Source organism: Spiroplasma endosymbiont of Tipula paludosa, from assembly GCF_964264785.1.
In the GTDB taxonomy this organism is placed as follows: domain Bacteria; phylum Bacillota_I; class Bacilli_A; order Mycoplasmatales; family Nriv7; genus Nriv7.
Window position 1 is genome coordinate 686,647 of sequence record NZ_OZ183484.1, and the last position, 14,544, is coordinate 701,190.

At 25.3% G+C, this 14,544-nt stretch carries 19 protein-coding genes; 5 read left to right on the forward strand and 14 right to left on the reverse strand.

Annotation, left to right across the window (positions count from 1 at the left end):
* The first annotated feature begins 34 nt into the window (after positions 1–34).
* Positions 35–172 carry a hypothetical protein gene (locus ACFEL5_RS04045; protein ID WP_375315033.1) on the forward strand — a complete coding sequence of 46 codons (138 nt, stop codon included), beginning with the start codon at positions 35–37 and terminating at the stop codon, positions 170–172.
* Between the two features lie 451 nt (positions 173–623).
* On the opposite strand, the gene ACFEL5_RS04050 is transcribed toward ACFEL5_RS04045, so the two are convergent.
* From ACFEL5_RS04050 to ACFEL5_RS04080, 7 genes are all read right to left on the reverse strand, one after another.
* Positions 624–1,871 carry an MSC_0882 family membrane protein gene (locus ACFEL5_RS04050; protein WP_375315034.1) on the reverse strand — a complete coding sequence of 416 codons (1,248 nt, stop codon included), beginning with the start codon at positions 1,869–1,871 and terminating at the stop codon, positions 624–626.
* Positions 1,872–1,899: 28 nt separating this feature from the next.
* Complete coding sequence (locus tag ACFEL5_RS04055; RefSeq protein ID WP_338968759.1) at positions 1,900–2,154, reverse strand: hypothetical protein; 255 nt, start codon at positions 2,152–2,154, stop codon at positions 1,900–1,902.
* A gap of 95 nt (positions 2,155–2,249) precedes the next feature.
* Positions 2,250–2,759, reverse strand: coding sequence for a ComEC/Rec2 family competence protein (locus tag ACFEL5_RS04060; protein ID WP_375315035.1), 510 nt, complete (start codon positions 2,757–2,759; stop codon positions 2,250–2,252).
* Positions 2,760–2,981: 222 nt separating this feature from the next.
* Positions 2,982–3,146, reverse strand: coding sequence for a hypothetical protein (locus ACFEL5_RS04065; protein ID WP_375315036.1), 165 nt, complete (start codon positions 3,144–3,146; stop codon positions 2,982–2,984).
* A gap of 127 nt (positions 3,147–3,273) precedes the next feature.
* Positions 3,274–3,759, reverse strand: coding sequence for a UPF0236 family transposase-like protein (locus tag ACFEL5_RS04070; protein ID WP_375315037.1), 486 nt, complete (start codon positions 3,757–3,759; stop codon positions 3,274–3,276).
* Positions 3,760–3,985: 226 nt separating this feature from the next.
* A complete protein-coding gene (locus ACFEL5_RS04075) occupies positions 3,986–4,495 on the reverse strand; it encodes a ComEC/Rec2 family competence protein (protein WP_375315035.1) in 510 nt (169 codons plus the stop codon).
* A gap of 222 nt (positions 4,496–4,717) precedes the next feature.
* The gene (locus ACFEL5_RS04080; protein ID WP_375315038.1) at positions 4,718–4,840 is read right to left on the reverse strand and encodes a hypothetical protein; all 123 of its coding nucleotides are present in this window, start codon (positions 4,838–4,840) and stop codon (positions 4,718–4,720) included.
* 58 nt (positions 4,841–4,898) lie between these two features.
* Here ACFEL5_RS04080 and ACFEL5_RS04085 point away from each other — a divergent pair, with 58 nt between their 5' ends.
* Positions 4,899–5,843 (forward strand): IS30 family transposase, encoded by a 945-nt coding sequence (locus tag ACFEL5_RS04085; protein ID WP_338966716.1) that lies wholly within the window; start codon positions 4,899–4,901, stop codon positions 5,841–5,843.
* 130 nt (positions 5,844–5,973) lie between these two features.
* Here the strand turns inward: ACFEL5_RS04085 and ACFEL5_RS04090 are convergent, their stop codons facing one another.
* The 6 genes from ACFEL5_RS04090 to ACFEL5_RS04115 form a co-directional block, all read right to left on the reverse strand.
* Positions 5,974–6,396, reverse strand: coding sequence for a transposase family protein (locus ACFEL5_RS04090; RefSeq protein WP_342224593.1), 423 nt, complete (start codon positions 6,394–6,396; stop codon positions 5,974–5,976).
* A gap of 2 nt (positions 6,397–6,398) precedes the next feature.
* Positions 6,399–6,791 carry a transposase family protein gene (locus ACFEL5_RS04095; RefSeq protein WP_375315019.1) on the reverse strand — a complete coding sequence of 131 codons (393 nt, stop codon included), beginning with the start codon at positions 6,789–6,791 and terminating at the stop codon, positions 6,399–6,401.
* A gap of 52 nt (positions 6,792–6,843) precedes the next feature.
* On the reverse strand, positions 6,844–7,203 hold the full coding sequence (locus tag ACFEL5_RS04100) for a hypothetical protein (RefSeq protein ID WP_375315039.1): 360 nt from the start codon (positions 7,201–7,203) through the stop codon (positions 6,844–6,846).
* A gap of 156 nt (positions 7,204–7,359) precedes the next feature.
* A complete protein-coding gene (gene tyrS, locus ACFEL5_RS04105; protein WP_375315040.1) occupies positions 7,360–8,607 on the reverse strand; it encodes a tyrosine--tRNA ligase in 1,248 nt (415 codons plus the stop codon).
* Between the two features lie 18 nt (positions 8,608–8,625).
* Positions 8,626–9,264 (reverse strand): hypothetical protein, encoded by a 639-nt coding sequence (locus ACFEL5_RS04110; protein ID WP_342189595.1) that lies wholly within the window; start codon positions 9,262–9,264, stop codon positions 8,626–8,628.
* A gap of 71 nt (positions 9,265–9,335) precedes the next feature.
* Positions 9,336–10,388: a nicotinate phosphoribosyltransferase gene (locus tag ACFEL5_RS04115; protein WP_342189596.1), complete on the reverse strand. Its 1,053-nt coding sequence runs from the start codon at positions 10,386–10,388 to the stop codon at positions 9,336–9,338.
* A gap of 226 nt (positions 10,389–10,614) precedes the next feature.
* Here ACFEL5_RS04115 and ACFEL5_RS04120 point away from each other — a divergent pair, with 226 nt between their 5' ends.
* The 3 genes from ACFEL5_RS04120 (at position 10,615) to ACFEL5_RS04130 (ending at position 13,465) form a co-directional block, all read left to right on the forward strand.
* Entirely contained in the window at positions 10,615–11,448 is an 834-nt protein-coding gene (locus ACFEL5_RS04120) for a DegV family protein (protein WP_375315041.1), read from the forward strand.
* A gap of 11 nt (positions 11,449–11,459) precedes the next feature.
* Positions 11,460–12,320: a DegV family protein gene (locus ACFEL5_RS04125; protein ID WP_342189598.1), complete on the forward strand. Its 861-nt coding sequence runs from the start codon at positions 11,460–11,462 to the stop codon at positions 12,318–12,320.
* A 200-nt stretch (positions 12,321–12,520) separates the two neighbouring features.
* Positions 12,521–13,465, forward strand: coding sequence for an IS30 family transposase (locus ACFEL5_RS04130; protein WP_338966716.1), 945 nt, complete (start codon positions 12,521–12,523; stop codon positions 13,463–13,465).
* Between the two features lie 48 nt (positions 13,466–13,513).
* On the opposite strand, the gene ACFEL5_RS04135 is transcribed toward ACFEL5_RS04130, so the two are convergent.
* Positions 13,514–14,479 (reverse strand): PTS transporter subunit EIIC, encoded by a 966-nt coding sequence (locus tag ACFEL5_RS04135; RefSeq protein ID WP_375315042.1) that lies wholly within the window; start codon positions 14,477–14,479, stop codon positions 13,514–13,516.
* Positions 14,480–14,544: the final 65 nt, after the last annotated feature.

Genomic DNA, 14,544 nt, shown 5'->3' on the forward strand with positions numbered 1-14,544 from the left:
TTCTAAAATAAACTTAGCATCATGAAATTTTTATATGAAATCTTTTGCAATTTTATTTACTTGCACTTACAAGTATAATTCAGCATTAAATAAATATAATAATAAAAATGATGATAGTTGAATTAATTATAAAGGTAATGCTGTAACAAATAAATATAATAGATTTAAGTAAGTAAAAATATAAAATTAATATATATTAGTGAAAATTTAATAATATTAATTTCTACACTTTAACATCCGCATCCTACCCTTGGAACTAATTTAATAGCGTGTATATTTTTAGGAAATCCACCCATTCATTTTTTTATTGCAAAACGAAACAAATTGCTATAGCTAATAGGGTGTTATCTATCAACTGGTAAACTTCTTTTGGTTATGGCGACCACCCACAATTTATCGTGCTTTTAATACATACCAACATTATTAATTCACTTGTATTTAATTTTCAAAGAACAAATTTTTAACACTTTATAAAATAAAAAGACAATCATTGCTGACTGTCTTAATACTTATTCAAATCTTTTCCCACCTAACAAAACTTTATGCGTCCTTGATTAATATTTTGCAAGTGATAATTTCCATCATTACTAATAAAAAGATTTACAAATAAATGAAAATACATTTTAACTTGAAGTAACCTTAATTTTTTTTCGTCGCAATATTCAAATCGGAATCGCAATAACAAAAAACATAATCGCAATAATTGTTAATCAAGTTCATAAACAGCGACGATTTATTATTCGCTTTAATTCATACATTTCATAAGGATTAATAATTTCATAACCATAAAAACCAATAATATTAGCTTTTCTTTTACGAACAAAAATAATATTTAATACTTGTAAAAAAAATAAGGCAAATAATATTCCTGTTAAAATAATAATTTCTGTTGTTAAATCTCTAATCGTCATATCTAAAATTAAAAACCCAAAAAGTTTTGGCTGTGTTGCACCTGATAATCCATAAAGAATAGCAATAATTGCAGCACCAATAATATACAAAGGAAAAGCTACTCAATTAATAATAATACTACGAATATGCATTTTTCGATAATTAGCAATAATGAAATTAGGAATAACATTATTTCCTAATTTAGCTTTTTTTAAATATCCTTCCACTTCTTTTTTAATTTTAATTCAATCAAACAAAGAAATAAAAAATAAACCTAATGACACAATACATAACGGTATCATCAAAGTTGGATGCGGAATTAAATTTTCATTGTCAATAACAATATTTTGTTGCTTTAAAAATCACAAAATTAATGGTATTGAAGAAGCGATTATTCCTAAAAAACCAATAATCATTGTTAAAACCAAACGATATTTTTCACTACGAACCTCATTAGCAATTTCTTTAGGAATAGTTTTTAAACTTAACGAACGATACGGTATCTCTTGTCCTCGTGGTTCATCATATGATAAATATGGTTCTTGATATGCTTTTTGATATAAAGTTGGACTATAATCATTATGATTATCCTCTAAAAAATCATTAGGTGATGAATCTAAAATTGGTTGTTGTGGTTGTGGATATTGATAAGAAGTTATTGTTGGCGAATTTTGTTGGTATGGCGTACCACCAAATTCACGATTATAACCATTTTTAGGACTATAAACTCTTGCTTTTGGTAAACTATAATTTTCTTCATAATATGGTGGTGGTTCTTTATTAATACCAGAATTAAAATATTTTTTATCATCAACTGTAAACTCATAACGATTAATTACGCGGGGAACATCATTTTGTTTTTGTTTTCTTTCATAAGGAAAATACGGATCAAGTTGCTCTGCCTTTAATTTATTATCATTAAATCGTTTTTGTTCTGCTTTATTAAAAAACTTATCCATTATTTTTTCTTTTCATGACATATCTATTGCCTACCTTATAAAAATATAACTATTTATTTTTTAATGCTTGCCCCATTTTAATTATTTCTGATTCAATATTATAAATTAATTTTTCATTTTTAAATTTTTCTCAAGCTGAATTTTTCAAGTTACGATTGCGATAATTAATAACCAATAAAATCACACTAATAATTGCAATAAATACTACTCCAATAATAATACAAGAAATAATTAAATATTGAATTGCTAAATTTTGTCCTAAAATATTAATATAATCTTTTTCATTAGTTAGAAATCCTTGCAAAATAATTACCTTCTTTATGATTATCTTTAAATTACATAGTAATTATATCGTAATCATTACATTTTTTAAATAATTAATAATCTTATCAAAACAATTTATGTATAATTTTTAATATGATAATTTAATTTTTGAACTTGTGCCTTACTATTTGTAACTGTATAAACTAATGTTCCATCTTTTCCTGTTCAAGAAAAATCACAACCAACAGTTTTTAAATTAGCCATTACTTCTGCTGTTGGATAAATATGACTTTTATTACCAACATATTCTAATCCATAAGTATCAGGATTAACACCCGAAGCAAAGCAAGTTTTAGGTTTAATCTTATTTAAAAATGACAATGAACTTGATGTTTTACTACCATGATGGGCTACTTGTAAAAAATTAACTTCTGAAAGCAAATTCTTTTTTAATAACTCTTGTTCTACTTTCTTTTCGGTATCGCCTGTTAATAAAAACCGCTGATTTTGATAAACAAAAGATAATACTAAGCTTTGATTATTTTCATCTTTACTTGAATTGCTATTAATAAAGTCCTGAATTTTATAAGTTAAATTATCAAATGATAAACCTAAGATATTATAACTTGGCTTAACATCTTGCACAATAATTTTTAAATCTGCGGTCGCGTTTAGTTTTCTTAGGTATTGCTTTGAAGAAGTAAAACAATCAGCTAATTATATTATTTAATTACTAAACTAACCCTGCCTTTCCTTGTTATTGTCATTTTTATTCATGATTATTTTACCATATTATTGAATTTTTACACACTAAAAATTATTAATATTATTAAATTTCACTAATATATATTAATTTTATATTTTTACTTACTTAAATCTATTATATTTATTTGTTACAGCATTACCTTTATAATTAATTCAACTATCATCATTTTTATTATTATATTTATTTCATAATGAATTTTTATATATTTCTTTTCTGATTTCTATTTCTGAATTAATATTTTCATTAATATAATAGACTTGGTACATAACTATAACATTTTATGCCGACTAAACTATAAAATTCATTTTTATCTTTGTATTTATCTAACATTTGTATTTCATCTAAAAAATAATTATCAAAATAGTAGATAAAATTAAAGGTTATGTACCAAGTCTAATGTAATACATTTAATTTGTTTAAATTTGCCATTCTTAACTGTAATAAGTTATTTAAATTCTTATGATTATATATTTTTGCTCCATATCCTAATTGTTGTTTTACTAAATGTGATACATCACTCTCGATGCTACAACCGATATTTCATTCTAAATTTTGATTATGAATGCCGTGCTTATTATTACTGAAATAATTACTCGCCCTCCTTAAATTTGTTTTAATATCTTTATTTAATTCATTTTTAGCGACATTACGAATGTTTTTTATCAATTCTTGATGATTTCCATTTTTATATAATTCAATTCAACTATTTAGTGTTAATTTGCGATTTTCAAAAATAATATTAAATGCCGTTTGTTTTAATTTTTTAATAGTGTGATAACCATCTAAAATATATCTAACATTACCAAAACTATTGGCAATTTCTCTAATTCAAGTAGCACCATCGCCACAAACAATTATTTTGTCATAATTAATATTCACATAATGTTTTTGTAATTCTCTAATAGACTTGGTACATAACCTTTAATTTTATCTACTATTTTGATAATTATTTTTTAGATGAAATACAAATGTTAGATAAATACAAAGATAAAAATGAATTTTATAGTTTAGTCGGCATAAAATGTTATAGTTATGTACCAAGTCTATAGTAATTATATCGTAATCATTACATTTTTTAAATAATTAATAATCTTATCAAAACAATTTATGTATAATTTTTAATATGATAATTTAATTTTTGAACTTGTGCCTTACTATTTGTAACTGTATAAACTAATGTTCCATCTTTTCCTGTTCAAGAAAAATCACAACCAACAGTTTTTAAATTAGCCATTACTTCTGCTGTTGGATAAATATGACTTTTATTACCAACATATTCTAATCCATAAGTATCAGGATTAACACCCGAAGCAAAGCAAGTTTTAGGTTTAATCTTATTTAAAAATGACAATGAACTTGATGTTTTACTACCATGATGGGCTACTTGTAAAAAATTAACTTCTGAAAGCAAATTCTTTTTTAATAACTCTTGTTCTACTTTCTTTTCGGTATCGCCTGTTAATAAAAACCGCTGATTTTGATAAACAAAAGATAATACTAAGCTTTGATTATTTTCATCTTTACTTGAATTGCTATTAATAAAGTCCTGAATTTTATAAGTTAAATTATCAAATGATAAACCTAAGATATTATAACTTGGCTTAACATCTTGCACAATAATTTTTAAATCTGCGGTCGCGTTTAGTTTTCTTAGGTATTGCTTTGAAGAAGTAAAACAATCAGCTAATTATATTATTTAATTACTAAACTAACCCTGCCTTTCCTTGTTATTGTCATTTTTATTCATGATTATTTTACCATATTATTGAATTTTTACACACTAAAAATTATTAATATTATTAAATTTCACTAATATATATTAATTTTATATTTTTACTTACTTAAATCTATTATATTTATTTGTTACAGCATTACCTTTATAATTAATTCAACTATCATCATTTTTATTAGCTGAATTATACTTGTAAGTGCAAGTAAATAAAATTGCAAAAGATTTCATATAAAAATTTCATGATGCTAAGTTTATTTTAGAAAAAGTAAATTTAAGGAGTTTTTATATGGGATACAAACATCTTGGCATAGATGAAAGAATTTATATTGAGAATCAATTGAAATTTAAAGTAAAAATTAGTGAAATAGCTAAAAATCTTAATCGAAGTATTAGTACTATTAATCGAGAAGTTAATAGAAATAAAGATAATAATCATTATTTTTCATTAATTGCACAAAATAAAGCAGAAAATAGAAAACAATTACATGTTTATTTTCATAAATTTAAAAATAGAGAATTAGTAAAATATGTACAACAAAAATTATTATTAGGTTGATCGCCTGAACAAATTTATGGCAGAATTAAAAATTTTCATCAAGAATGAATTATTAGTTTTAAAACAATTTACAATTGAATTTATTCTGGATTACTTGAAAAGGTTACTAGTAAAAATTTAAGAAGAAAAGGTAAGAAACGAAAATCTCAAGAAAATCGGGGTAAATTTAATGGTAAATCCATTAAAGAACGAAATGTTAATAATCGCATAACTCTTGGCCATTGAGAAGGTGATACTGTAGTATCATCACGAGGTAAAAGTAAATCATGTTTAATAACTTTAGTTGAAAGAACATCAAGATTTACTTTAGCAATATTAGTTGAAAATAGAACTACTAAAGTTATTAACAAAAATATTAGTCATTATTTATCAATTCTTCCAAATAATCTTGTTAAGACTATAACATTTGATAGGGGTAAAGAATTTGCTAATTGACAACAACTTGAAAAAAATTTAAATGTGAAAATTTATTTTGCTGATGCATATTCACCTTGACAAAGAGGTACTAATGAAAATACTAATGGTTTAATTAGAGAAAAATTTCCTAAAAAATTTAATTTTTCAAACACTACTAAAAATGCAGTTCATAAATTTATATTGTCTTTAAACCAAAGACCAAGAAAAATACTAAATTATCTTTCGCCAATCGAATATTTGGTTAGAAAAATAATTTAGTTGCACTTAACTTTACAATTTGGCTCTTATTAATAAAACTAGTAAACTGTTCATTTAATTCCGTTAAAGAACCTAAATTATCAAAAAATTCATCAATATCTTTTTTATTAGACTTGGTACATAACTATAACTAGCTTAATTCAAAATTATATATTCCTGAAATTAAGTTAAATCGTAATCCAAATCTTCTAATCTTATTGCGATAACGATAAACTAGTATTTTAAATCTTTTTAATCTAGCAAAAACATGTTCAATGGCAATTCTAACTTTACTTAAAAAGCTATTATATTCCTTTTTATCTGGATTTAAGGGATTATTTTTACTCTTTTTAATTGGCAATAATGTATTTTTATGAACATTTTGCAAACCTTGATAGCCTGAATCGGCAATTAATTCTAATTTTGGATTTATAAGTGTATTTGATTTTAAAAATAACTTATAATCATGAATACTGCCATAACAAAAATCTACTGAAATAATTTTATTGTTAAATAAATCAATAATTATTTGTGATTTTAATGAATGTTGCCTTTTCTTACCAGAAAATAATAATTTTAGTTTTTTTTAATTCTTTCAATTGGAATTTCTGTAGCATCAATTGCTAATAAATTATTATTAGTAACTTTATGTTCCAATAATATCTTTTTGCCAGGTATATGAAAGTGACTATTTTTTATTAGAGTATTTTCAACTCAAAAGATATTACGAATACAACTAACATGACTAATATTATATTTTTTTGCAATAATACGATATGTACTATATTCTTTTCAGTATTCTAAAGTCATAAGTAATCTTTGCTCTATTGATAATTTATTTGGTCTACCACCAATTTGTTTTTGTTTAGCTTTAGCTTCTTTTAAAATTTCTACCATTTTCATGAAAGTTTTATATTTTATGCCTATTAGACTATAAAATTCATTTTCGTCTTTGTATTTATCTAACATTTGTACTTCACCTAGTAAATAATATTATCAAAATAGTAGATAAAATTAAAGGTTATGTACCAAGTCTATTATAAACAAAGTTATAATAAAATTCTTTGCTCTTAGTAATCGCTTCACTAACAAAATTATAATTTGTTATTATTTCAAGTTTTTCTTTAAATTCTAAAATATTATTATTTTCAACTAAACTAACTAAACTATCAATATTTTCTTTAGAAATGTTAGCATTACGATTTTCACTCATACAAGAAAGATAAACTAAAAGTTTAGGAAACATATTATTATCCCCATTTTTAGTTTGTAAACATATCATCTTAAAAAACTTCGCTTTTAATACAATATCATCTTTAATATTTTCATTGATATCTTGTTTAATTTGATTAGTAATAACAGTTTTAATATCTTGTGGCATAATGCTCCTCCATTTTTAAGCAATTTTCTTTAAACAAATTATTAAAAAATACATTTCTAACTGCTAAATTCTATTTAAAATTATATACAAATTATGCAATAAAATATTTAAAAAAACAAGATAAATTTTTATGAAAATAACTTATTGTTTTAAACATTAATGACTATTAACTTCAACAATATAATAATGTTGTTTACCTTTACGAATAAAAATTATTTTATTATATAGCAATTTATCTTTAGATAATATATAGTTTTCATCAGTAATCAGTTGCTCATTAACATAAATAGCATTACTCTTTAATAGTTCCCGAACTTGAGTTTTAGAACTACATACTTCAAGTAATAAAAGTAAATCAATAAGTTTATGTTCTTGACTAACAGTTATTCACGGAACAGCATTTTTCATTTGTTGAATTTCACTCATTTGTAATTGCATAACTTTTTGTGAAAATAATGCTTCACTAATATTAATCGCCATCATAACTTCTTGTTGGGAATGAACAAAAGCAACAATTTCTTTTGCTAATACCTTTTGGGCATGTCTTTTAGCCTTATTAACATTATGTTTTGCCATTATTTGCAAAATATCATCTAATGATAACAAAGTTAATCATTTTAAAAGTTTTTCAACATCAGCATCATTTTGATTAACAAAAAACTGATACAAAATATATGGGGATGTTAAATTAGCATCTAACCAAATTGTTCCTTGCTCAGTTTTACCAAACTTAACACCATTACTTTGCGTTAATAATTCAATCGTTAACCCACTTGCTAAATGATTATCTTGTTCTTTTTTACGAATCAATTCAATTCCAGCAGTAATATTCCCTCATTGGTCACTACCACCAATTTGCACTAAACATTGATAATTCTTATATAAATACCAAAAATCATATGCTTGTAAAAGCATATAAGAAAATTCAGTATAAGAAATTCCTGTTGCGAGTCTTGTTTTAATTGATTCCTTATCAAGCATATAATTAATCGTAAACTCTTTCCCCAAATCTCTTAAATAATCAATTAAATTTAATTTTGCTATTCAATCATCATTATTTAAAACTTTAATATTATGATCTAATAATTTATCTAATTGTAAAGCAAGCGCATCACTATTTAATTTTACTGTTTTAGCATCTAACAATTTTCTTTCTTCAACTTTAAAACTCGGATCACCAATCATTGCCGTGGCTCCACCAATAACAGCAAGCGGTTTAAAACCCGCTAATGAAAAGCGATATAATAAAACAATTTGTAATAAATGCCCCACATGCAATGATGTTGCTGTTGGATCAATACCACAATAAACACTAGCATTACTATTCTTAGCCTGTTTTATTTTTTCACTATTAGTAACTTGTTTTAAAAGTCCTCGGGCTTGCAATTCTTCTAAAAATTCCATTTCTTACCATTCTTTCTCTTATTTTTGTTTTTCATCAATTAAATTAACAATGCTCCGATTTTTTTCAGTAACTTGCTGTTGATCATAAAATTTACTAGCGCGTTGATGAATATCATTAAAACGATTAACATAACTTTGCGCCCGAATATAACTAGTATCATCATAATGTGCATCATTAGTTGCTAAATTAACACTGTTATCACTTTTTCGATTAATAAAATCAATTGGAATTGGATTAACATTTCTTGTCATATTTCTTCCTTCAACATATATTGAAAAATCTTGATATTTTTGAATTTTACGATTAATAATTTCTTGCTGAACATGCTCATTAACATATTCTTCAATTGAACTATAAGTCTTTGTTGTTCTAACTAATGATTGTGGTCTAATACTATAAATATTATTTACTAATGAAAAATCTTTTGGTTTATCACTAGCAATATTTGCTTTATTAGCATTAGAACCTGTAATTGGTGAAATAATCTCTGTTGGTTCATAACCATATACTTGCTTTTGTTGCATTCAATTTCTTTGTTTACGACGATTTTCAGCAATTTTTGACTCTGCAATTTTTTGCTGATGACTATTTTCTTCATAAAGTTTTGATAATGGACCATTTAATCCATATTTAATTTTAAAATCATTAGTATTCATTATGACCCTCCTTTTAAAAGAAGCATTCGTTCTTTTAAATTATAACATAATCAATTATAACATAATCAAAATTAGATTTTTTGTACTAACTTATCATTTTCAATATTTTCACGACCAACTTTAGCAAAATTTTTATTATTTAATTGCACTAAATCACCAGTAAAATGAATATCAAACTTACCAATAGTTGCTCCCACACCATAAAAATCTACGGGGGTATTATCACTAGCAAATCAACTAATCTTCGCTTTATCAAATCCAGAACTAACAATAATTTTTACATTATTAAAACCTTCATCATCCATTGCTTTTCTTAAAGCCTTAATTAAAATTGGATTTATACCCATAATATTTTCATTATAATATTTCTCTTGATTTTCTTTAACAGTAAAATATTTATCAACTAAACTAATGCTAGTATCAACCCGAACAGCACTAAGACGATTTTGAAAATGACGACATACTTTTAAACTAGTATTAATAACATCATTATCAAAATCAACTAATGCTACTAACTTATCATTAGGAAATAATTCACTATAAGCTTCTAAAGATTTAATAATATCACCATTAAAACCATGAATTAAAGCGTGGGGCATTGTCCCAACCAATATTTCTTGATTATTTCATCATTCAGTTTGTGCTCTCGTAACTTGTGATTTAATACCAGCAATATATGCAGCATAACCATCACCTTGTTGATTAAGATAGTCATCATTACGATCAAACATAAAGATGATTGGTTTATCATTACTAACTTTTAAAATCTCATTACAATTAGTAGCAACACTACTTCTTCTTGCTAAAATGCCATCAATAATTCCTTCTAAGTAACCAAATAAATGATAAGGACCGGTTATTTTTAAAACCGGAATATTAGCTTTAATAATATCACCATCATTTAAAGCATAAACAGATATTTTTTCTAATGGCGTTACAAATTCTTTCAATAATGCCACAATTTCATCAATACCACAAAGCATAACATTATCTTGTCTTTGAAAAAATTGCATCGTAACAATATTATTAGGAAAATACTTTTTAAGAATTTTTTGGGTTTTTAAAAAATAAATCGCACTATAATAGCCTTCTTTAATACGAACATCAAATTTAAATTTTGTCATTTAAATAGCCTCAAATCTCTTATATAATTATTAGTTTTAATATATCAATTTTACTACTTAATAAATATTGTAATATAGTTTTTAAGAAAATTTCTTTTTTTGATTACAAATTTTGCTATTCTTATCATCAAATTATCCTTTACTATTTCTTTTCTTGAATAATATTATATCAAAGTTTATAATTGATTAATAAACAAAATAGAGATTTTTGTGAGGTGTAAAATTAATGAAGCAATACATTATCTTAATGGACTCAGCAACTGGTTATGATGAAGAACAGGCAAAAGAACATAATATGGCATTTGTTCCTTTAATGATAAATATTAACAATAAAACTATTGCTGACAATAACAAAGAAATTACTATTGATAAATTTTATAAAATTTTAGAAACTGAACCAATTAAAACCAGTCAAACGCCACCAGGAATTTTAAAAGAAAAATGAGATGAACTACTACAAGAATATGAACAAATTCTTTTCTTTCCAATTTCTTCCCATCTATCAGGACAATATCAAAGTGCAATATTACTAGCTCAAGATAATGTTTATAAAAACAAAGTCTATATAATTGATAGCGAAGCAGTTGGCGACATTAATAAAGAAATGATTAACCGCGCAAAACTATTTTTACAAGAACGACCTATTAATGAATTACAAGGTTTTATTGATGAACAGAAAACAAAATATTGTGCCTTCATTCTTCCATATCAATTAGATACATTGGTTCGTGGTGGTAGAATTAGCAGTGCTGCTGCTACCCTAGCTAATTTATTGAAAATTAAACCAATCCTAGAATTTAATGGTTTTATTGATAAATTTGATAAAACCAGAACATTTAAAAAAGCAATTAAAGAAGTTTTAAAAGAAATCAAAAAACGCTATGACAGTGCTGGCGAATTAACAATTATGCATTCATTATGTGATACGGAATTAAAAGAAGAAGTAATTAAAATCATTACTAAAGAAAAATTTACAATTAAACATATGAGTTTAATATCTAATGTTATTGCTGCTCACACCGGATATAATACATTTGTACTTGTATATTGAATAAAGTAAAGGAGAAAAAAATGTCTAACACAAATAAGAAAATTGCTATTATTGTTGACTCATCTAGCAACCTTGACCTTACAACGCTAAAAGAAAAAAATATTAATATCATTCCTTTATTAATAAGTTTTGAAGATAAAACTGAAATTGAAGATACCACTAGTGATATTAAAAAATCTAATTTTTATGCTCGTGTTAAAAATGGTGAATATACTAAAACTAGTCAATCATCACCGGGGAAACTAATGAGCTTATGGCGAAAACTACTAGCTGAAGGAAATGATGAAATTATCTTTATTCCGATTGCTAAAGGATTATCTGGTCAATACCAAAATGCCTATATGTTATCACAAGAAAGTGAATTTAAAAACCGCGTTCATATTATTGATACTAACGGCGCTGCTACATTTAATAGTACATTAGCAATCAAAGCTACTGAAATTGTAGCTAATGGGGGCAACATTAATGATATTAATAAAATGGTAACCCAAGTTAAAAAAAATAGTTTAATTTACATTATCCCTGAAGATATCTCGCGACTTTCTAAAGGTGGTCGTGCCAAATCTGTTGTTGCTTCCCTAATAAGTTTAATCCGCGTTAAAGTCATTATTAAATTCGGCGAAATATCGGAAAAAAGTGGAATTGCCAGAACCTTAAACAACGCTATTGAAAGTGTAATCACAAAAATTAAAGAATTTATTAAAAATGAAAATTATATCTTAGAAATTCTCACATCACAATGTGATAAAAAGGTCACCACAATTATTAACAAAATTATAACCAACCACCCTGAACTTAAAATCAAAAAAGCATTCCTCCCTAACTGCTTTGTCAGTCATGCCGGTGTTAACTCCGTAGGAATTATTGTTGTTAAACAATAAAAAAAATTAACAAAGAAAAAGGTAGCAACGCTACCTTTTTTATTTACAGCACTAACAATAATCCCCTGTCACCTTATTTTAATGCTTTTAAAGCTGAATTATACTTGTAAGTGCAAGTAAATAAAATTGCAAAAGATTTCATATAAAAATTTCATGATGCTAAGTTTATTTTAGAAAAAGTAAATTTAAGGAGTTTTTATATGGGATACAAACATCTTGGCATAGATGAAAGAATTTATATTGAGAATCAATTGAAATTTAAAGTAAAAATTAGTGAAATAGCTAAAAATCTTAATCGAAGTATTAGTACTATTAATCGAGAAGTTAATAGAAATAAAGATAATAATCATTATTTTTCATTAATTGCACAAAATAAAGCAGAAAATAGAAAACAATTACATGTTTATTTTCATAAATTTAAAAATAGAGAATTAGTAAAATATGTACAACAAAAATTATTATTAGGTTGATCGCCTGAACAAATTTATGGCAGAATTAAAAATTTTCATCAAGAATGAATTATTAGTTTTAAAACAATTTACAATTGAATTTATTCTGGATTACTTGAAAAGGTTACTAGTAAAAATTTAAGAAGAAAAGGTAAGAAACGAAAATCTCAAGAAAATCGGGGTAAATTTAATGGTAAATCCATTAAAGAACGAAATGTTAATAATCGCATAACTCTTGGCCATTGAGAAGGTGATACTGTAGTATCATCACGAGGTAAAAGTAAATCATGTTTAATAACTTTAGTTGAAAGAACATCAAGATTTACTTTAGCAATATTAGTTGAAAATAGAACTACTAAAGTTATTAACAAAAATATTAGTCATTATTTATCAATTCTTCCAAATAATCTTGTTAAGACTATAACATTTGATAGGGGTAAAGAATTTGCTAATTGACAACAACTTGAAAAAAATTTAAATGTGAAAATTTATTTTGCTGATGCATATTCACCTTGACAAAGAGGTACTAATGAAAATACTAATGGTTTAATTAGAGAAAAATTTCCTAAAAAATTTAATTTTTCAAACACTACTAAAAATGCAGTTCATAAATTTATATTGTCTTTAAACCAAAGACCAAGAAAAATACTAAATTATCTTTCGCCAATCGAATATTTGGTTAGAAAAATAATTTAGTTGCACTTAACTTTACAATTTGGCTAAAATAAAAACTATTTTCTATTTTTAAAAATTAGTTGCCAACAACTCTTTTGATGCCTGAAGCAATTTTTCTAATTCATCAACAATAAATTGGGCATCATTGCTAACAATCAGTTGTAAATCTTTGTCTGAAACCATTTTCGGATTAAGTTTATTATTAGCAATCCCTCTTACTTCAAATCTGACTTTATTTAATTGTTCAATTTTTCCAGCATCAACATTTTTAACAACAATTCTCACCCTTGTGACACAATTACCAACACTAATAATATTATCTTTACCTAAAATATCCAAAATTTTTCTGGCTAATAACTGATAAGAAGACAGTGGTAAACTATTATCCAAATTTTCTATTTCACTAACAGTTTGCTCGCGACCTAATGTCTGATAATTAAACTTCTTAATCAAATAATTAAAAGAAAAGTAATAAGCGCCCCCGCTTAGAATACCAATTGGTAATATTCAAGCCGGATTTGCTAGCACTTGGGCAATACCAGACTCCCAAGTTATTTTAGCAATTTTCATTGATTGATAAAAACTTAAAACATAATCAATAAAACCAGCAGAAAACCCAAAACCAATCCGAATTCCTAAACCAACAGTAATTGCAGCAATAATCCCTGATAAGACAATATGAACAAAAAATAATATTGGGGCTGCATAAATAAAACTAAATTCTAACGGTTCAGTAATCCCCGTTAAAAATGAAACTGACGCCGCTCCAAGTAATAATGCCATAACTTTTTTTCTTTGGTCAGGATGAGCACATTTAATGATCGCCAAGGCAGCAGCTGGTAATCCAAACATCATAATGGGGAAAAACCCACTTTGAAATAATCCGGCACCAACAACTAAATCATTACTAAGAAATGCAGGAATATCACCATTAATAACTGTTCCATTCTCTGAAGTAACAAAAGGGTGTTGTCAAAAAAAATAAATATTAAAAACACGCATTAAACCACTAGCATTTAATGCTCTATTAAACATTAGACTTGGTACATAACCTTTAATTTTATCTACTATTTTGATAATTATTTTTTAGATGAAATACA